Source organism: Candidatus Pseudomonas auctus, from assembly GCF_048654275.1.
GTDB classification, from domain to species: Bacteria; Pseudomonadota; Gammaproteobacteria; order Pseudomonadales; family Pseudomonadaceae; genus Aquipseudomonas; species Aquipseudomonas pharyngis.
This window is the reverse complement of record NZ_JBJYZK010000001.1, coordinates 645389-667259: the sequence shown is the minus strand read 5'-3', so window position 1 is coordinate 667259 and position 21871 is coordinate 645389. Positions and strand designations below refer to the sequence as shown.

Here is a 21871-nt window from a genome sequence, read left to right as displayed (position 1 = left end):
GAATCCAACGTTTTTAATACTGACTTACTACAACTAGCATTTCGGCCAATCTTGAAATTCATTGCAACTTTTCGGCTTTTTTAGTCTGGCTGGTGCTTGAGGGCTGCGCGCAAATTAATTGTTTGCTTAAGTAAAGTCGGCCTGAACCAGGCGGCGGGAAATAACCCTATATAGCCCAGATCAATAACCGGTCAGATATTTATTGAGCACCTGCTGACGTCTTTAGAACTCTAACGCAACATCATCGGAAAGTTACGACATGAGTAAACAATTCCTCAGTGCACAAGCTGTCACACAATTTCTGGAAATCAATGGCAGGCGTCTCGCTTATCGCACCTTTGGCAGCGGCACGCCTCTGGTCCTGTGCGTGAGATTCCGCGGCACGATGGAGTCCTGGGATCCGCTCTTCCTCAATAGCCTTGCTGAACAGGGCTTTCAGGTCACGATTTTTGACTACAGCGGTTTGGGCCAGTCCAGCGGCGAACGCACTTATAACCCTGCTTCGCTGGCGAAAGACGCCATTGAACTCATTACCGCCTTGAAGTTGGGCAAGGTGATCATAGGGGGGTGGTCGCTTGGGGGAATCGCTGCGCAGATCGTATTGGCACAAGCACCGCAACTGATCAGCCATGCCGTGCTGCTGGCAACTACGCCTCCGGGGAATCTGGTCAAGCCTGGTGAGACCCTGTTCTATGAAATGGCGAAGCGCGAAAACGACTTTGAAGACTTCGTCAGGCTGTTTTTCGAGCCCGACTCCGCGTCGTCAAGAGCCAGCGCCGAACGCTCGTGGCAGCGCTTGAATATAGTCAGGGAGGATGCCAGCCCTGAGGTACCCCATGCGTGGGCGGGGGAGCAACTTGGCGACGGTCCGAAGAATCCTGTGTTCCCGGTAGACGCGGTGCTGCAAGTGCTGAAGTCCACCCGCATCCCGGTACTGCATCTGGGTGGGGATCACGATATCGTCTTCCCGGTTGAAAACTGGTACAGCCTCAACGATCAACTTCCCACGTTGCATCTCGTCACCTTCCCGAGTGCCGGTCACGGCCCGCATTTGCAGTACCCGAGTGCAGCCGCGCGGCACATCGCAGCGTTCGTCAGCAGCAGTGACGAGGATGACCAATGAGCGATCTGATCGATCTGGCTATCCATGCCGCCGGGGGATTGGAGCGTTTCAAGTCGTTCCAGCGCCTTTCAGCCACCTTGCATCACAGCGGAGGCCTTTGGGCGCTCAAACAGTGCGACGGTGTACTCACTCATTCACGTGTGACCGTCCAGCTTCACCAACAGCAGGTCTCCCACGGGCCGTTCGCCCCCAGCAGCGATTATTCGGTTTACACACCGTCGCGTGTCGAGATCCGACACGAAGATGGCAGTCTTGCCGAAGCGCTTGAAGACCCTCGTGCGTCCTTCGCCGGTTTCGAGATGGAAACACCTTGGTCGCGCCCGCAACTGGCTTACTTCGCCGGTTACACCATGTGGACCTACCTGACTTCTCCCTTCCTGCTCCGCCACGCGGGTATTCGCGCCGAAGAGATTGAGCCTTGGTACGTCGATGGATTGCCATGGCGTCGTCTGCGTGTCGAATTCGCTCCCGAGATCGCCAGTCACAGCGCAGTGCAGACGTTCTATTTCGATAGCGATGGGTTGCTCCGCCGTCATGACTATGAGGTCGACATTCAGGGGCGTAACGCTGCGGTCCGATACCTCAGTGACTACACCGAAGTGCAAGGCCTGCGCCTGCCGACGCGCTTTCGCATTTATCCACGCACCAGCGATAACCTCGCCCTCGCCGAGCCCCTCATCGTTGGCGTGGATCTCTCCGATTTCCGATTCGAATAACAGGTGATTCATGACAACTCGTACAACATACCGTGCCGTAGTAGCGACCGCTCCTGGACAACTGCAACTGGTTGAACGCGAGATTCCCGCACCGACTCGTGGACAAGTGCGCATCCGGGTCGAGGCTTGTGGTGTCTGTCATTCCGACAGCGCGACGGTAGAGAATTTGACCGGCGCGATCAGCTACCCCCGCGTTCCTGGCCACGAAGTCGTCGGGCGAATCGAGGCGTTGGGTGCAGGCGTTGATGGCTGGCAGATCGGACAGCGTGTCGGGGTTGGCTTTCTCGGCGGTGAAGACGGCAGTTGCCCGTCCTGCCGCCAGGGCGACGGAGTGAACTGTCATAACCCGGTGATCACCGGCATGAATGTCGACGGTGGTTATGCCGAGATCATGCTGGCCGAGTCCCGTGGTCTGGTGCGGATACCGGAAGAACTGGAGGCTGCCGAGGCTGCCCCGTTGCTCTGTGCAGGGCTGACTACCTTCAATGCGCTGCGCAATTCCAGCGCTCGAGCCGGTGACGTGGTGGCCATCCACGGGCTCGGTGGTCTGGGACATCTGGGCGTGCAGTTCGCCCGAAAAATGGGCTTCTACACCGTGGCGATCGCACGCGGCGCCGACAAGGCCGAGCAGGCCCTGGCCTTGGGCGCTCATCGCTACATCGACGCTACCGAAGAAAATGTCACTGACGTGCTGCGTTCCCTCGGTGGCGCCAAAGTGGTACTCGGCACCGCACCTACCGGGCAAGGAATGGCGCAGACCGTACCAGGGCTGACGCCTCGCGGACAGTTGATTGTCGTCGCGGTACCCGGTGATCCCATCACCCTGAATGCAACCGACCTTATCTTCGGTGCTCGCTCGGTGGTCGGCGCGCTGACCGGCAGTGTGCCAGACAATGAAAAAACACTGGCTTTCGCCAATCTGCAGAACATCCGCCCATTGATCGAAATATTCACCCTCGATCAGGCCCAGGAAGCTTATGACCGGATGATGCGAGCCGATGTGCGTTTGCGCGCGGTTTTAGTCATGTCCCCGCAAAAAGCCTGATTAGCTCGATTGCCGTAATGCAAGGAGATCCACCATGAAAGCGATAGCCTACGATCAAGCGGGATTGTCCATTGACGATCCGCACTCCCTCTACGATATCGAACTGCCGGTGCCGCAGCCGGGGCCACACGATTTGCTGGTAAAAATCGAGGCCATTTCGGTGAATCCTGTCGATAGCAAATTGCGCCTGAGCATGCCGACCAACGCACCGCGCGTACTCGGCTGGGACGCCGTCGGCAAGGTGGCGGCCGTCGGTGCTGAGGTCAATCTGTTCAAGGTTGGCGACGAAGTCTGGTACGCCGGCGACATTACCCGCGCAGGCAGTTATGCCGAATACGGTCTGGTCGATGAGCGCATCGCCGGCCACCGCCCATCATCGATTCCTGCGGCTCATGCAGCAGCCTTGCCGCTGACCAGCATCACCGCTTGGGAGCTGCTGTTCGATCGCCTGAAGATCGAGCAAGGTGCTGGTAACAAGCAAAGTCTGTTGGTGATTGGTGCCGGCGGTGGGGTGGGCTCGATTCTCGTCCAATTGGCACGCCAACTGACCGCGCTGACCATTATTGGCACCGCCTCGCGACAGGAAACCAAAGCGTGGGTCAGCGAGCTGGGCGCGCATTTCGTGATTGATCACCGCGAACCGCTGGAGCCTCAACTCAAGGCGTTGGGCCTGAACGAGGTCGATCACGTGATCAGCCTGACTCATACCGATACCTACTACGAGCAGATCATTGGTTTGCTCAAGCCCGAAGGCAATCTTGCGCTGATCGACGATCCGGCATCACTGGATGCGATGCCGCTCAAGCGCAAGTCAATCTCGCTTCATTGGGAGTTCATGTTCACGCGTTCGATGTTCCGAACCCAAGCGATGCTCAAACAGCATCAGTTGCTCAATCGAGTCGCCGAGCTGATCGACACCGGCGTATTGAAAACGACGCTGGGTGAACAGTTCGGAACCATTAATGCGCAGAACCTTCGCCGCGCTCATGCTTTGGTCGAAAGCGGTCAATCCAAAGGCAAAATCGTCCTCGCCGGTTTCTGACGCTTTTCGGTCCCCGTTAAATTAAGAGATCGATCCATGACACATTTCACAGCCACTCCAGCGGATCAGGCCAGCGGTTCCACCGCCGAGGTCTACGCGAATATCAAGCTGGCGCTGGGCAGAGTGCCCAATGCCTACGCAACACTGGCAACCCTTGCGCCTGAAGCGCTGAAGGCGATGTTGGCCGCCGACAGAGTGCTCGCGGGTGGACCGTTGAGCAAGTCCGATCAAGAAACCGTCAAGCTCGTGATCAGCGAGCTGTCGGGCTGTGACTACTGCGTCGCGGCCCATAGCATGGTCGGCAAAATGGTGGGACTGACCGGCAACGCAATGCGTCAGATACGTGCAGGCCAGTCCACGGGGGACTCCAAGAGAGACACGCTGGTTGCCTTCACCCGCAGTCTGGCACTCAATCCTGGAAGCGTTGCGCAGTCGCAGGTGCAGTCGCTTCAGGAGGCAGGATACGGTGGTGAGGAGATCGTCCACATTGGCTTGGCAATCTCCGTGATTACTTTTACCAACGTCTTCAATCGAATCAACGAGACTGTTGTCGATTTTCCTGAGCCGGCGTGAGGCTTGAGCCGTTTCAGAGATGACCGGGGGAGCCTATTGATCGGAGTTTAAAGAGGTTGTTGACGACCAACCGCTTTTGGCCGATAGGCCTCGGTGACTTATTGACCATCGAGCAGGTTGATGGATCGATATTGCCAAGGCCAATCCGCGACGCTGAAACAAAATCCTAAGCACTTTCCGTTCGCGGTTGCGGGCCGATGGTTCAAGTCACTTGCCGGCATCGGCCCATGGCGCCTCGTTCCGTTTCGGCAACGTTGTTTGACGGGGACGGGAAGATTCGCCGCGAGCACCCAGTGCATTGTCGGTATTCAATGCCCGCGGCTGCTGCGAATCAACTCATAGGCCCGGCGCACCAGCGGATTGATCGTATTCGAACGGATCCACAGGTAGTAGGTGACGTCCGGCAAGCGGGGCAAGCCATCGCTTTCCCCCAGTACCCGCATATCCGGGCCCAACATTTCCATGCTTCTGGCGGTGACGCCAAGACCTGCGCGCGTCGCCGCTTTGATGCCAATCAGGTTCGATGCGAGATAAGCCTGACGCCAGGGAATGTTGGCGCGCTCCAGGGCCTCCAGGGCATACCGTCGATAGATACTCGGTTCGTCGACCAGAATCAGCGGCAACGTTTCGCCGGGGTTATGAATGAACTGCGCAGAGCAAATCCACCATACCGGCGAGGTGCGCAACGCAAAACCTTCCAGATTGGGCGCTTCGCGGGTGGAGATCACCATGTCGATTTTGCCCCGTTGCAGATCGTCCATGAGAAACGGGCTGCGGCCGACATCGATCTCCAGGCGCAAGCGCGGAGCCGAACGCGCGATGTGGCTGAGGATCGGGGGCAGGATGGTGTCGGCGATGTCATGGGGCGAGCCGATACGCAGCACGCCGCTCAAGCTGCTTTCGCGCAGGGAGTTCAGCGCATCATCGTTGAGTGAAAGCATCTGTCGGGCATGGCGCAGCAACTGCTGTCCGGCTTCCGTCAGCTGCTTTTGCCGCCCGCGCTTTTCGAACAGGTTGACCCCGACCTGTTGCTCCAGGCGCTGCATGTGCTGAGTGACCGACGACTGGGTGCGGGCCAGTTGCACGCCGGCCTCGGCAAAACTGTGGTGATCGACCACGGCAATGAACGTGCGCAGCAATTCGAGATCGAGGATCGTCATAGGCAGGTTTTATATCAAAGGGACGAACTTAAACATTACATATCTTTATGCATTGGCAGGAAGTTTTTTCTCTCGATGTTCTCTTTGGTCAATAAACTCACGATTATATGCGTTTGGTAAAAAAGTGACGGTGCCTGAGTTATAACGATATTAGATATTTGTATTTCCGTTATGCCGGTGCTGTCAGCAGGATGCCCACTCACTGGATCGGGGTTTGCCGATCAATCATGAGGGGAAATCCATGTCGTCCGATCGCGCGCCTTCAAAGCGTTTTTTGCCCCTGATGCTGGGCGCCTTCATATCTCTGGCCGCCAGCACCGCTGCCCTGGCTGATGCGACGCTGGACAAGATCGAGCAACGTCATGTGCTGGTGGTCGGCGTGCTGTTGTCAGGTGGCCCCTTTGGCGGGATTGATCCCGCCACACAGAAACCGCGTGGTTTGAACGTCGAACTGGCCGAAGAACTGGGGCGGCGGCTAAGCGCCGAGGTGCAACTGGTGCCGGTATTGCCAGCCAACCGCGTGCAATTCCTGCAACAGGGCAAAGTGGATTTGCTGATCGCCAACATGGAATGGACGGCGGAGCGCGGTGAGATCCTCGGTTTCGTACCCACACCGTTTTATCGGGTTGGCGGTACTGCCGCCGTGCTGAAGGACAGCAAGATCGCTCGTTGGGAGGATTTGAAAGGGCAACCGGTCTGCACTTCCCAGGGCAGCAGCTACATCAAGCCGCTCACTGAACTGGGCGTCGAGTTGAAAGCTTTCAAAAGTTCATCGGAGTCCTTGCTGGCACTGCGTGGCAACAACTGCGTTGCGGCAGTTCATGACGCCACCCTGATCAATCCGTTAATCGCCGACAGCGCCGAGTGGCGAGGCTACCGCGCCATCACCCCGGAGCTCAATCCGGCGCCTTCGGTGATCTGGACACGCCGTGGTGAAAACGACACTCAGGCCAGGCTCGACCCGATTGTGAAGGAACTGCACCGCAGCGGCTGGTTGATCGAAGCCCAGACTCGCAACCACATCACCCCCGCGTCACCGGCGCTGGTCGAACTGCAAAAACAGTTTCAAGCCAACGGGGCCTGAAATCCCTCCCTCAGAGTTTTCATCCGACCGTCGTGTCACTCGACGGTCGTTCAAGGTAGCCCTGCATGAAACGTCATTTTTCCGCTAAAGCCCTGACCACGTTTTGCCTCGGCGCCCTGGTTGCCATCGGCACCAGTGCCGTCCGGGCCGATGCCACGTTGGACAAGATCCGCCAACGCCACGAAATCAGCGTCGGGGTGATCCTCAGCGGCCCGCCGTTCGGCACCATAGATCCCAAGACCGGCGAGCATCTGGGTTACAACGTCGAACTCGCCAAGGGCGTAGCCAAGGCTCTGGGTGTGGAGGCGAAAACGGTGTCGGTGCTGGCGCCTAACCGGGTGCAGTTTCTGCAGCAAGGCAAGGTCGACATCCTGATCGCCAACATGCAGTTCACCGATGAGCGTGCGCAGATTCTCGACTATGTGCCGACGCCCTACGAGGAAGTGGGCGGGGCGGCGCTGATCCGCAAGGGTGCGGGCATCACTCGGTGGGCAGACCTGAAGGACAAGCCGGTGTGCGTGTCCCAGGGCAGCAACTTCATTAAACCGTTGCAGGAAACCTACGGTGCGCAGATCAAGGCGTTCCGCAGCCAGTCCGAATCGTTGCTGTCGCTGCGCGGCAACGGCTGCGTGGCGGCGGTGCACGTCAGCCCGACCATGCACGCCTTGCTCGGCGATGCCGAATGGGCCGGTTATGAAATTCCGCTGCCCAATGATCTGATTCCCTCCAACTCGGTGATCTGGCTGCGCAAGGGCGAGCACGACACTCAGGCGAAACTCGACGCCATCGTGCGCGATTGGCACCGCAGCGGCTGGCTGATTGCATTGGGCGAGCGCACCGGCATGGCGCCGTCCCAGGCCCTGCGTGATCTGCACGAGCAGTATCGCAACGCTCAACCGCTGGCGTCGCAGCCATGAGTGAGGTTTTGTTTGCGCAGTTGCAACAGCTGCTGGGCGAGCTTCATGTGCAGCGCAGCGAAGAGGCGAGCGCTTTTCTGACCGACAAGCAGGGGCGCTACGTGGGCGCGGTGATCGCAGCCGTGCACCCCGGCAATACCGAAGAAGTCGCGGCAGTGGTGCGGGTTTGCGTCGCTGCCCGCGCTCCAATCGTGGTTCAGGGCGGCAACACAGGCCTGATGGGCGCGGCGACACCGGATGCCAGCGGGCATTCGGTGTTGCTGTTGCTCGATCGTTTGAATCGAGTGCGCGCAGTGGACACCGACAACGACACGCTGACCGTCGAGGCCGGCTGCATTTTGCAACACGTGCAACAGGTCGCCGAGGAAGCAGGGCGGCTGTTTCCCCTGAGTCTGGGGGCCGAGGGCAGTTGCACGATCGGCGGCAATCTGGGCACCAACGCCGGCGGCACGGCTGTCCTGCGTTATGGCAACACCCGTGAGCTGACCCTCGGGCTGGAAGTGGTGACGGCCGAGGGCGAGATCTGGCATGGCCTGCGTGGGTTGCGCAAGGACAATACCGGCTACGACTTGCGCGACTTGTACATCGGCAGCGAAGGCACCCTGGGCATCATCACTGCCGCAACCCTGAAACTGTTCCCGCTGCCCAAGGCGCAATCCACGGCCTTCCTCGCGTTCGATTCGCTGGCGCAAGCGGTAGGATTTCTCTCCCATGCCCGCTCCGGTTTCGGCGCCGGGCTTACCGCATTCGAGTTGCTCAACGCCGATTGCCTGGCGTTGCTGCGCGAGCAGTTTCCTGAAGCCCCGCAACCTTTTCTCGGCGCTGTACAACCGTGGTTTGCGCTGCTCGAACTCTCCGACAATCGCGGTGAAGCACAAGCCCGCGAGGCCTTTGAAAGCGTGCTGGGCGAAGCCTTCGAGCAAGGCTTGCTGGCCAATGCACTGATTGCCGAAAGCCTGGCCCAGAGTCAGGCCCTGTGGTTGCTGCGGGAGAACATGAGCGAGGCGCAGAAGCGCGCCGGGCGCAATATGAAGCACGACATCTCGGTACCCATTTCCAGGGTCGTGGATTTCGTCGCCCACACCGATGCCCTGTTGCAGGTGCACTTTCCGGGCGTGCGGCACTTCACCTTCGGTCATCTGGGCGATGGCAACCTGCATTACAACGTCGCCCATCCGCTGCATTCGACCGTCGATGAACACATGGCCCATTACGCCGCGCTGAGTCTGCTGGTGCACGACAGCGCCCACGCCCATGGCGGCTCCATCAGTGCGGAACACGGGATCGGCCAGCGCAAGCGCGACATGCTGACGCGTTACAAAAGTCCGGTGGAGCTGGATCTGATGCGCCGTATCAAACAGGCGTTGGATCCGAACAACCTGCTCAATCCCGGCAAGGTCATTGAGGTGTCCCGCTCATGACGCTCCGTCTCTCCAGACGCGTGCAACGCGTCTCGCTGTCCGCCAACGCGGCAGCCAAATCCCGCGCGACCGAACTGCGTGACGGCGGTCGCGACATTCTCGACCTGACCACCGGCGAGCCGGATTTCGACACACCCGAACACATCAAGCAGGCCGCTTGCGCAGCGATTGCCGCCGGAGCCACCAAATACACCCCGACGCCCGGCGTCAAAGGCTTGCGCCTGGCGGTGCAACGCAAGCTCGAGCGGGAAAACCACCTGAGCTATCCGCTGCCCTCGATTGTGATTGCCAACGGTGCCAAGCAGATCATCTTCAATGCCTTTGCTGCCACCCTCGACGACGGCGATCAAGTGCTGGTGCCGGTTCCGTGCTGGCCGTCGTTTCCGGACAGCGTGCGGTTCAACGGTGGCGAGCCGGTGTTCATCGAATGCCCGCTGGAGCAAGGCTGCAAACTCACGGCTGCGCAGCTGGAGCAGCGCATTGGCGAGCGTACCCGCTGGCTGATTCTCAACGGGCCGGGCAATCCCAGCGGCGCGGTTTATACCGAGGCAGAATTGCGAGCGATTGCCACCGTACTGAGGCGGCATTCGCAATTGCTGATCCTGCTGGATGAACTCTACGAACACATTCGTTTCGACGACCGTCCGGCGCTGAATCTGCTGAACGTTGCGCCAGATCTGCAAGAGCGTTGCCTGCTGGTCGGCGGTGTTTCGAAAACCTATGCCATGACCGGCTGGCGCGTCGGCTTCGGCGCCGGGCCGCAGGCGCTGACAACGGCCATGACCGTGGTGCAATCGCAATCCACATCCGGCGCATCGTCCGTTGGCCAGGCTGCTGCGCTGGCGGCGCTGGAGGGTGGCCTGGGGTTTCTGCCGCCGCAGGTCGAGGCCTATCAGTTGCGACGGGATTTGCTGCTCGATGCGCTGCGCCCGGTGGAGGGTCTGCAGGTGCTTGAGCCACAGGGCGGCTTCTTTGTGTTTGTCCGCTGCGCCGGCTTGATCGGCCGATATCGCCCTGACGGGCAACGGCTGAGCAGCGACGCCGATGTCGTCGACTATCTGCTGGAGGAGGGCGTTGCCGGTGTAGCGGGCAGTGCTTATGGTCTGTCGCCGTGGTTCCGCCTGTCCATCGCCACGGCCACTGACAATGTCGTTGAAGCGGGACGCCGAATCGCACGAGCCTGCGCGCAGCTACGGAGCGAGCCATGACTCACTGGCTGGAGCTTTTCGTTCACTGGACGGCGGGGCTGGGTCTGAACTACAGCTTTCTCCTGGACGCGTACCAGCGCGGCACACTCGGGCAAGGCGCACTCACCACCGCATTGCTGTGTGCGTTCACCATCGTCGGCAGTTTGTTGGCCGGTGTCGCACTGGCGGCGATGCTGACATCGGGCAAGTCGTGGCTGGCGACACCGGCCCGAATCTTTGTCGAAGTCACGCGCAACACGCCGACGCTGGTGCAGCTGTACTGCGCCTTCCTGGTGTTGAACATGCTGCTGACCCAGGCGGTGGGTGCGGCCAATCCGCTGACACCGTTTGCCTGGGTGGTGATCGTGATCTCTTTGCACAAAGGCGCGTTCCATGCCGAAGCCTTGCGCGCCGGCATCGAGGCGGTGCCTGCGGTGACACTGGAAGCGGCCAGTTCGCTGGCTTTCAGCAGCCGGCAGTTGTTGTGGAATGTGCAGCTCCCGCTGGCCCTGCGTTTTGCGCTGCCCTCGCTGATCAACAACCTGATCGACCTGGTGAAGATGACCGCTGTGGCGTCGGCCATTGCCGTGGGCGACATCACGTACGCGGCGATCATGATCTGGACCCAGAGTGACAACGTGCTGGAACTGATGATCCTGATCCTGAGTTTTTTCGGTCTGCTGAGCTTTATCGTCAATTGCGTGGGGCGCTACCTCGAAGCGCGCCTGAGGATGCCCGGTTATGGCCACTGAATCGACCGTCACTGCAATGACGGCCCTGCCGCGCCGACACCTCGGCAAGCTGTTGATAGTGGCGGGCATCGCACTGGCGCTGCTGTATTTCAGCGCGCAGAGCCCGGTGCTCAAGGCCTTGCTGCAATGGTCGCCGGCACTGGCGGCGGGCTTCGCGCAGAACATTCTGATCAGCCTGGTGGCCATCGGGCTGGGTTCGCTGCTGGGGTTGCTGGTAGGGGCTCTGGCCTTGTCGCCGTTGCGCCTGATGCGTCTGCCGGCGCAAATCTGGGTGCAGGTGTTTCGCAATGCTCCTTGGCTGGTACTGATCTATTTCACCACCTACGTGTTTCCGTTCGAGATCCGTATTGCCGGCACTTACGTGGCGTTTCCGGACTGGGTCAAGGTCACCCTCGGCCTCGCGCTGCCGGCCAGCGCCAACGTCGCGGAGATCTTTCGTGGTGCCGTGGCGTCGATCCCGGCCACGCAATGGGAAGCCGCCCGTTCGCTGGCTTTCACGCGGGGGCAGATCTTCCGCTCGATCATCCTGCCGCAGTGTTTCAAACGCATGCTGCCGCCGTGGATGAACCTGTACGCGGTGATCACCATGGGCACGGCGCTGGCTTCGCTGGTGGGCGTGCATGACGTGATCGATACCGCACAGATCGCCAGCAATACCGTGAACATGACCGGTTTTACCGTGGTGATCTACTTCAGCCTGCTCGCGCTGTTCTTCGCCTACTGCTACCCGATATCCCGACTCACCCGACGCCTGGAGCGACGTTATGCCTTCTATTGAAACCGGCGGCGAACCGCTGGTCCGCCTGCGGGATTTGCACCTGTCGTTCAGTGGCAACCCGGTACTCAAGGGCATCGATCTGGAGGTGCATCGCGGCCAGGCGGTGTCGATTATCGGCCCGTCGGGTTCCGGCAAGTCGACGATTCTGCGCTGCATCACCGGGTTGTTGCAGCCCCAGCGAGGCAGCATCCGGGTCGGCGCCACCGACGTCCACACCCTGACGCAGGAAGCGCAGCGCATCGAATTGCGCAAGCGCGTGGGGTTCGTGTTCCAGCAGTACAACCTGTTCCCCCACCTCTCGGTGCTGGAAAACCTGGTGGTGGCGCCACGCAAGGTATTGGGGCGCAATCGGGTCGACGCCGAGAAAGACGCGCGCGCCTTGTTGGCCAAAGTGCGTCTGGAACACAAGGCCGATGCCTATCCCGGCCAACTGTCCGGCGGTCAGCAACAGCGCGTGGCGATTGCCCGTGCCCTGGCGATGCGCCCGGAATTGATCCTGTTCGATGAAGTGACCTCGGCCCTCGATCCGGAAACGGTCGGCGAAGTGCTGACGGTGATTCGCGAACTGACCGAGGAAGGCATGACCTGTGTGCTGGTGACCCACGAGATGCGGTTTGCCGAGGAAATCAGCGATGTCGTCTATTTCACCGAAAACGGGGTCATCGTCGAGCACGGCAGCGCCGCGCAGATTTTCCAGCACCCCGCAAGTGAGCGGACCCAGACCTTTTTGCGCCATGCCCTGGGCGATCCGGGGCGGCGCGCGGCGCTTGCCAATGATCCTTATCTGTTGACCAACCTCAGCCGTTACAGCCTGTCCGTCTGACCCCGAGGAGATATTAATGAGTACCGTGAACCGTGCCGATGTCATCGAGGACTTCCTGAAGAAAGTCCGCGTCATCCATCAACGGGGCGTCGACCGCGCTGCGCTGGACGAAATCGTCAGCCTGCTGGAAACGCTCGCCGAACGCCGCGACCTGTTCAACTTTGATGAATTCCCGGCGCCGGTGCCGGGGCAGGGCAGCACCGCGTTCCGCTACCGTCTCAACGATGACGGCGACACCCCGACGCTGTACCTGAACTCGCTGCTGCCGGGCAAAAGCACCATCCCCCACAACCACGAGACCTGGGCAATCATCAGTGCCATCGAAGGCCAGGAAATCAACTACGTCTATACCCGCAGCGATGAGGGTCGCGAGCCTGGTTTCACCACATTGCACCTGCAAAAGGAAGTCATCGTGCAGCCCGGCACCTCGATCTCGTTTTTGGGTGAAGACTTGCACGGGATTCGTGTCGATGGCGAACAGCCAACCCTGCATTTCCATCTGTACGGCTTGCCGCTGGAATCCCTCAACGGGCGTTACGGCGTTGAGGCCGACGGGCGCATTCTCAACTACAACGCCTCGCAAATGGCGCCGTCGATCAAGGCCTACGCATGATCGATCTGTATTACTGGCCGACCGGCAACGGTTTGAAAATCGGCATTCTCCTGGAAGAACTGGGGCTGGAGTACCGCGTGCTGCCAGTCAACATCCGTGAGGGTGAACAGAAGCAGGCGGCATTCCAGCGCATCAGCGCCAACGGGCGGATTCCGGCGATTGTCGATCATGCGCCTCACGGCTTGATTGAACCGCTGAGCCTGTTCGAATCCGGTGCCATCCTCAATTATCTGGCCGACAAGGCCGGGCGATTCCTGCCCGCGGCGGGCACTGCCGAACGTCAGAAGGTGCAGGAATGGCTGTTCTGGCAAGTGGGGCACGTCACGCCATACCTGAGTCAGTTGCAGCTGTTCAAGGAGAAGGCGCCGCAACCGCAGGCGTTTGCCCTGGAACTGCTGGCGGGCGAGGCGGCGCGCTTGTATGGCGTGCTGGAGCGACGGTTGTCCGAAGTGCCCTGCGTGGCCGGTGATTATTCCATCGCCGACATGGCGATATTCCCGTGGATTCAGCCGCAGCGACAGGGGCAGGAACTGCAGGACTTTCCGCACATTCGGGCCTGGCGCGAACGCCTCAAGGCGCGCCCGGCCATTCAACGTGCGTATGCCAAGGGCCGCGACGTGGCGGCCAGTGAACGCGCTCTGGCGCTTCAATAATTTTCTTTCGAGCGCAACCCCATGAGTCAGATCGTAACCCCAGCGCAATTGCAGCAGTGGCTGTTCGACGGGCAGGAAATTGCCCTGTTCGATGTGCGTGAACATGGCCAGTATGGCGAAGCCCATCCGTTCTTTGCCGTCAATCTGCCCTATAGCCGGCTGGAACTGGAGGTTCGGCGACTGGCGCCCAACCCTCAAGTGCGACTGGTGATTCATGACCAGAACGGCGGCGATGTTGCCACGCGCGCCGCGCGGCGCCTTCAGGCGTTGGGGTATGACCGCGTGCATATTCTTGAGGGCGGTGCCGATGGCTGGCAGGCAGCCGGTCATCAGTTGTTTGCCGGCGTGCATGTGCCATCCAAGGCATTTGGCGAATTGGTCGAAGAGGTCAATCACACGCCCCATGTCACCGCGCAACAACTGGCCGAATGGCAAACCCGAGGCGAGCCTCTGGTGCTGCTCGACGGCAGGCCGTTCGATGAATACTACAAAATGACCATTCCTGGTTCCGTGTGCTGCCCCAATGGCGAACTGGGGTATCGCATCCATGATTTGGTGCCTGACGAAGACACGCCGATCGTGATCAATTGCGCCGGTCGTACCCGCAGCATTATCGGTGCGCAGACCCTGATCAACCTCGGATTGAAGAACCCGGTGTATGCCTTGGAAAACGGCACACAAGGCTGGTATCTGGAGGACTTCGAGCTTGAGCACGGCAGCACCCGGCGTTATGCCGAGTCGGTGACCGCAGCGCCATTGACCACACAGCGCCTGGCGGCTGCCCGACTGGCCGAAAGAGCCGGCGCAGAGACAGTGACGGCTACACAGGTCGAGCAATGGGCCGGCGATGCTGATCGCAGTCTGTTTTTGTGTGATGTGCGCACCGCCGAAGAGTTTGCTGCCGGCAGTCTGCCGGGCGCGCAACACACGCCAGGCGGTCAGTTGGTTCAATCGACCGATCTGTATGTCGGCGTGCGCCAGGCGCGACTGGTGCTGATCGACAGCGATGGTGTCCGCGCCCGGATTGTCGCGAGCTGGCTGCGTCAGGCGGGGCATGAAGCCTACGTGCTGGCAGGTGGTGTGAGCAGCACGCTGTCGCTACCGGAAAGCGATGGGGTCGCCCACGAGGCATTGCCCCTGATCACGGCGCAGGCGCTTTCCGATGCACTGAAGGATGACGCCGTCGCGCTGATTGATCTGCGGCCGAGCATGACTTATCGCAAGGGCCACATTGCCGGGGCGCGCTGGTCGATTCGCTCCTTGCTCGCACAACACGTGGCGGGCGAGCAGCGGCCGCTGGTGCTGTTGGCCGAGGTTGCCCAACTGGCTGCGCTCGCCTCACAGGAACTGCCACAAGCTCAGCGCGCGCAGGTACGGCTTCTGGACGGCGGCCTTGATGCCTGGCGTGCGGCCGGTTTTGCTGTGCAGGAAAGTCCGGACGCGCTCTCTGATGAGCAATGCATTGATTTTCTGTTCTTTACCCATGACCGCCACTCCGGCAACAAGGACGCAGCGCGTCAATACCTGACGTGGGAAATCGGTTTGCTGGCGCAGATGAACGCCGACGAAATCGCCAGTCTCAAACCGTTGCAGGTGCAGGCACGTCCGGGGTCGCACGTGCATACGCGGCTGGTGCATTCGGCACTGGCCCAGGGGGCCGGTGGCCGCGCAGTCAATGTGCCGGTGACTCGCTTGAGCACGGTGTTGTTCGACAACCTGGCGCAAATGCGTGACGCCCGTGCTCGTCGTGATAGCGAGCGGGTGCTGAGTTATGGCGCGCGCGGCAATCCGACGGCGTTCGCCCTCGAAGACCTGGTCACCGAGCTGGAAGGTGGGTATCGCACGCGCTTGTACGGTACCGGGTTGGCAGCGATCGCACAGACGTTTCTTGCTTATCTGCGACCCGGTGACCATGTGCTGATCACCGGCGCGGTATACGCGCCGGTGCGGCGCCTGGCACGGGAGTTTCTTCAGCCCTTCGGCATTGAAGTCAGCTATTTCGCGGCCGACGGCCGTGACCTGGAGGCCCGGCTGCAAGCCAATACCCGAATGGTCTACACCGAAGTGCCTGGCTCGTTGTTGTATGAACTGTGCGACTTGCCGGCCATGGCTGCCCTGTGCAAACCGCGAAGTATTCTGCTGGCTGTCGACAATACCTGGGGCTCCGGTTACCTGTACCGTCCCTTGGCGCTCGGTGCAGATATCTCGATCATGGCACTGACCAAATACCTGAGCGGCCACAGTGACGTGGTCATGGGCAGCGTCTGCACGACCGAAGACGTATGGCCCGCACTGGCGGCCATGAGCGACAGCTTTGGAACGACCGTCAGCCCTGACGACGCGTATCTGGTGCTGCGTGGCGCTCGAACGCTCGCATCACGACTGCAAGTGCATGAGCGTCAGGCTCTGGAAGTCGCCCACTGGTTACAGGCACACCCGCAGGTGAAGCAGGTGTTTCATCCGGCCTTGCACGATCATCCCGGCCATGCCTTGTGGCGCCGGGACTTCACTGGCAGCAATGGCCTGCTGTCCTTTGAATTGCGTGAAACGGACGCCGCGTACGTGGAACGCTTCATCGATGCGCTGCAACTGTTCGGATTGGGGGCTTCCTGGGGCGGTTTTGAAAGTCTGATCACCGTGGCCGATACCGGCGATCGCGACAGTGCGGCGGATCGCTTATTGAATCCGGTGTTGCGCTTGCACGTCGGCCTGGAGGATGTCGCCGACTTGATTGAAGATCTGCAGCGCGGGTTTGCGGCTTTGGAGAGGGAACAAGGTCGTGCCGTTTGATGTTCGCTCACTCAGTGAGGGGGCTCTGAGGTAGCGTCTGCACAGGCGCGGAACACTCCATCAAAACCGGGCTGAGTCTGCTGCTGGACGTCAGCCCGTCGATGAGTCGATCAAGCGTTGACCGGCACGGCTTTGGGCCTGCGATACAGGATCGTTGTCGGTGTGCAGCACGTCCAGCCGTCGGCACGCAGCAATACCAGATCGCTTTGAAAAGTACCTCCGGAAAACCGGGCGGGAAGGCCTAAGCTCATTCCAAAAAGATATTTATTTAATCTTTTTAAGATCGTTTAGCTTTTAGCAAAGGAAACGTGCAGCGCCTCGCTTGCGGCGTTTGTTTTGCCTCAGGCCGACCCCGTTCGCGGTCGTTGTCTGAGGCTCCTGTCCATTTTTTCTACCCTGGTACGGCCACACATCAGGCCGTCAACGGTTTGTTGCCCGGAGCCCTCGTGACACTTATTCAAACCTCTTTGGCAACGGTACAGGTCGACTTGCCTGAACGATTGGCCCCACCCATCGACGATAGCGCCGAGGAGGGCGATGTTGTCCTCGAACTGCGAGGCGTCACTAAAGCTTATCTGCGCAAAGGCGGGTCGCCGCTGCCGGCTGTCAACCATGTCAGCTTGAAGGTCCGGCGCGGCGAAGTGCTGTGCCTGATGGGCACCTCCGGCAGCGGCAAATCGACCTTGCTTCGCCATATCAATCGTTTGATCGAACCCACCAGCGGTGAGGTCTTGATTGAAGGTCAGGCTATCAGCGGCCTGAGCCACAAAGCGTTGCGGGATTTGCGCTCGCGGCGAATCGGCATGGTGTTCCAGCATTTTGGTCTTTTGCCCCATCGCACGGTGCTGGACAACGTTGCGCTGCCTCTGGAGTTGCGCGGCGAATCCGAGGCCGTCCGGCACGCAGCGGCCTCCCGACAGTTACAGGCGATGGGCCTGGAGGGATGGGGCGAGCATTATCCCCACGAGTTGTCCGGCGGTATGCAGCAACGGGTCGGACTTGCGCGGGCATTGGTGACTGATCCGGATATTCTCCTGATGGACGAGCCTTTCAGCGCACTGGATCCGACCATCCGGCGAGACCTGCAAAGCCACTTTCTGGCCTTGGTACGCGAGCGCGGGATCACCACGTTGCTGGTCACCCACGATCCTGCCGAAGCGGTCCGTCTCGCTGACCGGATAGCGGTATTGCGCCAGGGACGTCTGGTGCAGTCGGGCACCCCGAAACAGCTGCTCGAGACGCCGGCCGATGCTGAGGTCGCGGATTTTTTCCGCGATTGCCTTCCAGCCGCACCGGTATTGCACGATGCCGGTGGCGCGGTACGTCAGGTTCCCGAAACGGCACCGAAGGAGCAACCGGTTCAGCCGGGCTTGCGCGGCTGGCAAGCCCTGTTGCTCGGGCCGGCAGCGCTGGCGGCGCGGGGCCGAGGCGGGTTGTTCTGGCTCGGGTTCGCCGCAGAACTCGCGGCCCTGGCCACTGCGGTGCAGGGCATTGCGAGCGCATCCTGGATATCGGTCGTGGTGGGATTGGCCGTGCTGGCGGCCAGTCGTTTCACCGCGTATTCGCTGGGCCGTCAACCGGTGCGGCGCGCCATTTCGAGTTGGGCGTTGCCGCTGGCGGTGCTGCTGGTCAGTCAGGCATTGGTGATCTGGCGCGTGTTGACGCCCGATACCACCCAGGCGTTCTTGCAGTTCCCGGCCAGCCGCCAGGCGCTGTTACTGACTGCACAGAGCCTGGATGATTTTATTGGTTGGTCACAGGTGACATTCGAGAGCGCTTTTGTCGGCGTGATCGTTGCGGTTCGCACGGTCATTGAAGGGATCGAAACCCTGCTCGGTTGGCTGCCCTGGCCGGTTTGCGCGCTGGCGCTGGTATTGCTGGCCTGGCGCTCGGCGGGCCTGGCCCTGGCACTCACCAGCAGCGCTGCGTTGTTGTATATCGGCCTGTTCGGGTTTTGGGAGCGGACAATTGCCACGCTGGCGCTGGTTGGTTCGTCGGTGCTGATCGCACTGGTGATCGGCGTACCCACCGGCATTCTGCTGGCGAAGCGGCCATTTGCCCGCAGGCTGCTCACGCCTTTGCTGGATGTCATGCAGACCCTGCCGACCTTTGTCTATCTGATTCCCGCTGTGGCGTTCTTTTCGGTGGGCAAGACCCCGGCGGTCATTGCGACGGTGATTTTTGCCCTGGCACCGATGATTCGTCTGACGTCCCTGGGCATTCAGGAAGTCCCGAAGGATGCCGTGGAAGCGGCAATCGCCCATGGAGCAACCCCTTGGCAAACCCTGGTGAAGGTGCAACTGCCGCTGGCGCGACGATCCCTGTTACTGGGGATCAATCAGACCATTGTCATGAGCCTGTCGATGGTGGTGGTTGCTGCCCTGATCGGCGCTGGAGGACTGGGTTACGACGTCATGACGGCGTTGCGCAATATCAAGGGCGGCGAGGGCGTGCTGGCCGGCGTGGCGATCGTGCTGTGTGCATTGATCCCCGATCGAATCATTCAATCGAGCTTGCGCAAGCAAGACCATCTGCATAACTGAACAGTGAGACTTATCGTGACAAAACATCTATTGCGTAACCTGAGTGCGGTTGCAGTGCTGGCTTCCCTGATCGTGCCGGCCAGCGTGATGGCCAAGGACAAAATTGTCATTGGCGAGCAGAACTGGACGGGGGCCATCGCCATTCAACACATTCTGGGTGAGGTGATCAAAAGTCGTCTGGACGGTGATGTGTCGTATCTCGCCGGGGACGTGCCGGTGCTGTTCAGTGCGGCGGCCAAGGGCGACGGTTCTGTGGATGTGCTGACGGACATCTGGCTGCCCAATCAGTCGGCGGCGTGGGCCAAGTACGTCACCGGCGGCACCCGCTCACTGGTGCCCAATGCTCACCCTTATGCCGGCGAACAAGGCTTCTACATTCCCGGTTATCTGCAAGACAAGTACGGCGTCAAATCGATCTACGACCTGAAAAAACCGGAAGTGGCCAAGCTCTTCGAGCCAGTGGGCGGCGGCAAGGCCGAACTGCTGGTGGGGCCGGCGGGCTGGGAGTCGACCTATATCGGCCAGATCAAGGCCAAGGATTACGGCTTCGCCGATAAATTCGAGTCCGTGTCGACGGAAGCCTCGGTGACTTACGCCAAACTGGCCTCGGCTTACAAAGCGCAACGCGGCGTGGTGTTCTACGCCTACACCCCTGACTGGATTTTCTCGGCCTATGATCTGCGTCGTCTGGAAGAGCCCGCGTTCGATGGCTACGCCCAGGACAACAAAAAAGAAGATCCTCTTTACAAGGCGGATGGCTGCTGGAAATTCATCAGCCCGACCGTCGATCCCGACTGGCTGAACAAGAGCCACATCACCTGCGCCTTCCCGGATGCCAAGGTGTACGTCCTGGCTTCCACAGCACTGCAAAAGCGCGCGCCGAAAATTGCCGAGTTTCTGCACAACTTCTCCATCGACCCGGCACAGTTGAACGGACTGATCCAGAAGATCGAAAAGGAGAAACAGCCAGCAGACGTCGCCGCCAAGGCCTGGGTTCAAGCCAACCCTTCTACTGTTGACCAGTGGTTTGCAGGGCAGGCGCAGCAAGTGAGTTCAGCCCAATGACCAGAGCGAACGTACGTGTGCTCGATGGCGGCATGGGGCGGGAGTTGAAGCGAATCGGCGCGCCGTTCCGTCAACCGGAATGGTCGGCCCTCGCGCTGATCGAAGCGCCTGAGTATGTACTGCAGGCGCATCAGGCGTTCGTGACAGCGGGCGCCCGGATCATCACCACCAACAGCTATGCGGTGGTGCCTTTTCACATTGGCGACGAGCGATTTGCCGAGCAGGGAAGAGCGCTGGCTGAGCGCGCCGGACGGCTGGCGCGGCAGGCCGCCGGCGAAAGTACCGATGCGGTCACCGTGGCCGGGTCGTTGCCGCCGGCGTTGGGGTCGTACCGGCCGGATCTGTTCGATCATCAGCGTTCAGTAGCGATCCACCGCGAACTCATTGCCGGATTGCGAACGCACGTCGATGTTTGGCTGGCCGAAACGCAAAGTTCCATTGCTGAATTGCGGGCGGTGGTCGAAGCCCTTGGAACGGATCCCGCGCCACTCTGGGTGTCATTCACGCTGTTGGACGAAGAGGGCCGGGAACCGCGATTACGCTCAAACGAGGCCGTTGCCGATGCGGTCCGCGTGGCGGCTGAGCTGGGGGCCAAGGCGGTGCTCTTCAATTGCAGCCAGCCGGAAGTGATGGCCGCGGCCTTGATTGAGGCACGCGCTGTGATTGAAAACCTGGATCATCCTGTCGAACTGGGGGTTTATGCCAATGCTTTCCCCCCTGTCAGTGCCAAAGCCGAGGCCAATAGCGATTTGTTGGACATTCGGCGCGATCTGGGCCCCGAGTCCTACCTGGACTGGTCGAAATCATGGGTTGCCGCAGGGGCCAGCATTGTCGGCGGATGCTGTGGGATCGGCCCGGAGCATATCGCCCAGTTGCATTTGCACCTGCACTATCAAAATGGTGAGGAGGCCGCGCATGAGTGATTTTTCAGGCGACGTTCTGTCAGAGCAGGCGACATTCGGTGCCGGCTGCTTCTGGGGGGCGGAAGCCTCATTCCGGGCATTGCCGGGTGTGCTCGACACCCGCGTCGGGTTCGCGCGGTCAGACTTGGGCGACGCCACCCTGATCGAAGTCGTGCAAGTCGACTTCGACCCTCGACTCATTTCCTACAGCCGTCTCGTCGAGCACTTCTGGACACTGCACGATCCCACGTCAGTCGACCGGCAGGGTGCGGACGTCGGGGCGAAATACCGTTCCGCGCTGTTTTTCAACAGTGCCGAGCAGTCCCGACTGGCACTTGTCGCCAGGCAGCAGCTGGATGCCAGTGGCCAGTTGGGCAAGCCAGTGGCTACGGTGATCCTGCCACTGGGTGAGTTTCAAAAGGCGGATGAAGAACATCAGCGCTACCTTGAAAAGCACGGTGGCAGCGCCTGTTCCATTTGATGCATAGGCAACGCTTTTGCCGTCTGGGCCGGGGCGTTGCAATTGCTCGGCGAGGTACTGGTCGCGGGGACGCGGATCGATCTGCGGAAAAGTGCCGTTTCAGCTTTGCCGATTCTGGCGACCAGGTTGTCGGCTTGACGGCCGCTTTGGAGCCAGATGGCGTAACCGTCGAGAAAGCCAGAATCTCCTCGCAATAGAAAGCC

Annotated in this window: 20 protein-coding genes; 19 read left to right on the top strand and 1 reads right to left on the bottom strand. The window is 60.4% G+C overall.

Annotated elements, in window-relative coordinates; translation table 11 throughout:
- Positions 1 to 259 precede the first annotated feature (259 nt).
- Genes ACKUG4_RS02980 through ACKUG4_RS02960 form a run of 5 tightly spaced genes read left to right on the top strand, consistent with a single transcriptional unit; the run spans position 260 to position 4499 of the window.
- Positions 260 to 1123, top strand: a complete 864-nt coding sequence (locus tag ACKUG4_RS02980; protein ID WP_445433388.1) for an alpha/beta fold hydrolase — start codon at positions 260 to 262, stop codon at positions 1121 to 1123.
- Positions 1120 to 1839 carry a hypothetical protein gene (locus tag ACKUG4_RS02975; RefSeq protein ID WP_445433387.1) on the top strand — a complete coding sequence of 240 codons (720 nt, stop codon included), beginning with the start codon at positions 1120 to 1122 and terminating at the stop codon, positions 1837 to 1839. Before ACKUG4_RS02980 ends, ACKUG4_RS02975 begins: the two co-directional genes overlap by 4 nt.
- A gap of 10 nt (positions 1840 to 1849) precedes the next feature.
- Positions 1850 to 2884: an alcohol dehydrogenase catalytic domain-containing protein gene (locus tag ACKUG4_RS02970; protein ID WP_445433386.1), complete on the top strand. Its 1035-nt coding sequence runs from the start codon at positions 1850 to 1852 to the stop codon at positions 2882 to 2884.
- A 34-nt stretch (positions 2885 to 2918) separates the two neighbouring features.
- Positions 2919 to 3926: a zinc-binding alcohol dehydrogenase family protein gene (locus ACKUG4_RS02965; protein ID WP_445433385.1), complete on the top strand. Its 1008-nt coding sequence runs from the start codon at positions 2919 to 2921 to the stop codon at positions 3924 to 3926.
- A gap of 36 nt (positions 3927 to 3962) precedes the next feature.
- Positions 3963 to 4499, top strand: a complete 537-nt coding sequence (locus tag ACKUG4_RS02960) for a carboxymuconolactone decarboxylase family protein (protein WP_445433384.1) — start codon at positions 3963 to 3965, stop codon at positions 4497 to 4499.
- A 308-nt stretch (positions 4500 to 4807) separates the two neighbouring features.
- Here the strand turns inward: ACKUG4_RS02960 and ACKUG4_RS02955 are convergent, their stop codons facing one another.
- Positions 4808 to 5659 carry a LysR substrate-binding domain-containing protein gene (locus tag ACKUG4_RS02955; protein WP_064596666.1) on the bottom strand — a complete coding sequence of 284 codons (852 nt, stop codon included), beginning with the start codon at positions 5657 to 5659 and terminating at the stop codon, positions 4808 to 4810.
- A gap of 241 nt (positions 5660 to 5900) precedes the next feature.
- On the opposite strand from ACKUG4_RS02955, the gene ACKUG4_RS02950 reads away from it, so the two are divergent.
- The 14 genes from ACKUG4_RS02950 to msrA all read left to right on the top strand — a co-directional run bounded on the left by ACKUG4_RS02950 (position 5901) and on the right by msrA (position 21668).
- The gene (locus ACKUG4_RS02950; protein ID WP_445433383.1) at positions 5901 to 6743 is read left to right on the top strand and encodes a transporter substrate-binding domain-containing protein; all 843 of its coding nucleotides are present in this window, start codon (positions 5901 to 5903) and stop codon (positions 6741 to 6743) included.
- A 65-nt stretch (positions 6744 to 6808) separates the two neighbouring features.
- Complete coding sequence (locus ACKUG4_RS02945; protein WP_064596663.1) at positions 6809 to 7660, top strand: transporter substrate-binding domain-containing protein; 852 nt, start codon at positions 6809 to 6811, stop codon at positions 7658 to 7660.
- Complete coding sequence (locus ACKUG4_RS02940) at positions 7657 to 9081, top strand: FAD-binding oxidoreductase (RefSeq protein ID WP_445433382.1); 1425 nt, start codon at positions 7657 to 7659, stop codon at positions 9079 to 9081. The genes ACKUG4_RS02945 and ACKUG4_RS02940 overlap by 4 nt, the downstream gene beginning before the upstream one ends.
- Positions 9078 to 10289 (top strand): aminotransferase class I/II-fold pyridoxal phosphate-dependent enzyme, encoded by a 1212-nt coding sequence (locus tag ACKUG4_RS02935; RefSeq protein WP_445433381.1) that lies wholly within the window; start codon positions 9078 to 9080, stop codon positions 10287 to 10289. The genes ACKUG4_RS02940 and ACKUG4_RS02935 overlap by 4 nt, the downstream gene beginning before the upstream one ends.
- Positions 10286 to 11020 (top strand): amino acid ABC transporter permease, encoded by a 735-nt coding sequence (locus tag ACKUG4_RS02930; protein WP_064596656.1) that lies wholly within the window; start codon positions 10286 to 10288, stop codon positions 11018 to 11020. Before ACKUG4_RS02935 ends, ACKUG4_RS02930 begins: the two co-directional genes overlap by 4 nt.
- On the top strand, positions 11010 to 11798 hold the full coding sequence (locus ACKUG4_RS02925; protein WP_064596653.1) for an amino acid ABC transporter permease: 789 nt from the start codon (positions 11010 to 11012) through the stop codon (positions 11796 to 11798). The genes ACKUG4_RS02930 and ACKUG4_RS02925 overlap by 11 nt, the downstream gene beginning before the upstream one ends.
- Positions 11785 to 12621: an amino acid ABC transporter ATP-binding protein gene (locus ACKUG4_RS02920; RefSeq protein WP_445433380.1), complete on the top strand. Its 837-nt coding sequence runs from the start codon at positions 11785 to 11787 to the stop codon at positions 12619 to 12621. The genes ACKUG4_RS02925 and ACKUG4_RS02920 overlap by 14 nt, the downstream gene beginning before the upstream one ends.
- Before the next feature lie 16 nt (positions 12622 to 12637).
- Positions 12638 to 13234, top strand: a complete 597-nt coding sequence (locus ACKUG4_RS02915; protein WP_064596649.1) for a cysteine dioxygenase family protein — start codon at positions 12638 to 12640, stop codon at positions 13232 to 13234.
- Entirely contained in the window at positions 13231 to 13887 is a 657-nt protein-coding gene (locus ACKUG4_RS02910) for a glutathione S-transferase N-terminal domain-containing protein (protein WP_064596647.1), read from the top strand. Before ACKUG4_RS02915 ends, ACKUG4_RS02910 begins: the two co-directional genes overlap by 4 nt.
- Before the next feature lie 21 nt (positions 13888 to 13908).
- Positions 13909 to 16677, top strand: a complete 2769-nt coding sequence (gene metC, locus ACKUG4_RS02905; RefSeq protein ID WP_445433379.1) for a cystathionine beta-lyase — start codon at positions 13909 to 13911, stop codon at positions 16675 to 16677.
- 488 nt (positions 16678 to 17165) lie between these two features.
- Positions 17166 to 19220, top strand: a complete 2055-nt coding sequence (locus ACKUG4_RS02900) for an ATP-binding cassette domain-containing protein (protein WP_445433481.1) — start codon at positions 17166 to 17168, stop codon at positions 19218 to 19220.
- Between the two features lie 87 nt (positions 19221 to 19307).
- Positions 19308 to 20285 carry an ABC transporter substrate-binding protein gene (locus tag ACKUG4_RS02895; protein WP_011334193.1) on the top strand — a complete coding sequence of 326 codons (978 nt, stop codon included), beginning with the start codon at positions 19308 to 19310 and terminating at the stop codon, positions 20283 to 20285.
- Positions 20282 to 21208 (top strand): homocysteine S-methyltransferase family protein, encoded by a 927-nt coding sequence (locus ACKUG4_RS02890; protein ID WP_445433378.1) that lies wholly within the window; start codon positions 20282 to 20284, stop codon positions 21206 to 21208. Before ACKUG4_RS02895 ends, ACKUG4_RS02890 begins: the two co-directional genes overlap by 4 nt.
- Positions 21201 to 21668, top strand: coding sequence for a peptide-methionine (S)-S-oxide reductase MsrA (msrA, locus tag ACKUG4_RS02885; RefSeq protein ID WP_103385253.1), 468 nt, complete (start codon positions 21201 to 21203; stop codon positions 21666 to 21668). The genes ACKUG4_RS02890 and msrA overlap by 8 nt, the downstream gene beginning before the upstream one ends.
- The last annotated feature ends 203 nt before the right edge of the window (positions 21669 to 21871 follow it).

Coding starts and splice junctions, on each gene's coding strand:
- ACKUG4_RS02970 (WP_445433386.1), top strand. CDS start 1,850: ATGACAACTCGTACAACATACCGTGCCGTAGTAGCGACCGCTCCTGGA.
- ACKUG4_RS02910 (WP_064596647.1), top strand. CDS start 13,231: ATGATCGATCTGTATTACTGGCCGACCGGCAACGGTTTGAAAATCGGC.
- metC (WP_445433379.1), top strand. CDS start 13,909: ATGAGTCAGATCGTAACCCCAGCGCAATTGCAGCAGTGGCTGTTCGAC.
- ACKUG4_RS02935 (WP_445433381.1), top strand. CDS start 9,078: ATGACGCTCCGTCTCTCCAGACGCGTGCAACGCGTCTCGCTGTCCGCC.
- ACKUG4_RS02945 (WP_064596663.1), top strand. CDS start 6,809: ATGAAACGTCATTTTTCCGCTAAAGCCCTGACCACGTTTTGCCTCGGC.
- ACKUG4_RS02955 (WP_064596666.1), bottom strand. CDS start 5,659: ATGACGATCCTCGATCTCGAATTGCTGCGCACGTTCATTGCCGTGGTC.
- ACKUG4_RS02915 (WP_064596649.1), top strand. CDS start 12,638: ATGAGTACCGTGAACCGTGCCGATGTCATCGAGGACTTCCTGAAGAAA.
- ACKUG4_RS02965 (WP_445433385.1), top strand. CDS start 2,919: ATGAAAGCGATAGCCTACGATCAAGCGGGATTGTCCATTGACGATCCG.
- ACKUG4_RS02895 (WP_011334193.1), top strand. CDS start 19,308: ATGGCCAAGGACAAAATTGTCATTGGCGAGCAGAACTGGACGGGGGCC.
- ACKUG4_RS02930 (WP_064596656.1), top strand. CDS start 10,286: ATGACTCACTGGCTGGAGCTTTTCGTTCACTGGACGGCGGGGCTGGGT.
- ACKUG4_RS02925 (WP_064596653.1), top strand. CDS start 11,010: ATGGCCACTGAATCGACCGTCACTGCAATGACGGCCCTGCCGCGCCGA.
- msrA (WP_103385253.1), top strand. CDS start 21,201: ATGAGTGATTTTTCAGGCGACGTTCTGTCAGAGCAGGCGACATTCGGT.
- ACKUG4_RS02920 (WP_445433380.1), top strand. CDS start 11,785: ATGCCTTCTATTGAAACCGGCGGCGAACCGCTGGTCCGCCTGCGGGAT.
- ACKUG4_RS02975 (WP_445433387.1), top strand. CDS start 1,120: ATGAGCGATCTGATCGATCTGGCTATCCATGCCGCCGGGGGATTGGAG.
- ACKUG4_RS02940 (WP_445433382.1), top strand. CDS start 7,657: ATGAGTGAGGTTTTGTTTGCGCAGTTGCAACAGCTGCTGGGCGAGCTT.
- ACKUG4_RS02950 (WP_445433383.1), top strand. CDS start 5,901: ATGTCGTCCGATCGCGCGCCTTCAAAGCGTTTTTTGCCCCTGATGCTG.
- ACKUG4_RS02890 (WP_445433378.1), top strand. CDS start 20,282: ATGACCAGAGCGAACGTACGTGTGCTCGATGGCGGCATGGGGCGGGAG.
- ACKUG4_RS02980 (WP_445433388.1), top strand. CDS start 260: ATGAGTAAACAATTCCTCAGTGCACAAGCTGTCACACAATTTCTGGAA.
- ACKUG4_RS02960 (WP_445433384.1), top strand. CDS start 3,963: ATGACACATTTCACAGCCACTCCAGCGGATCAGGCCAGCGGTTCCACC.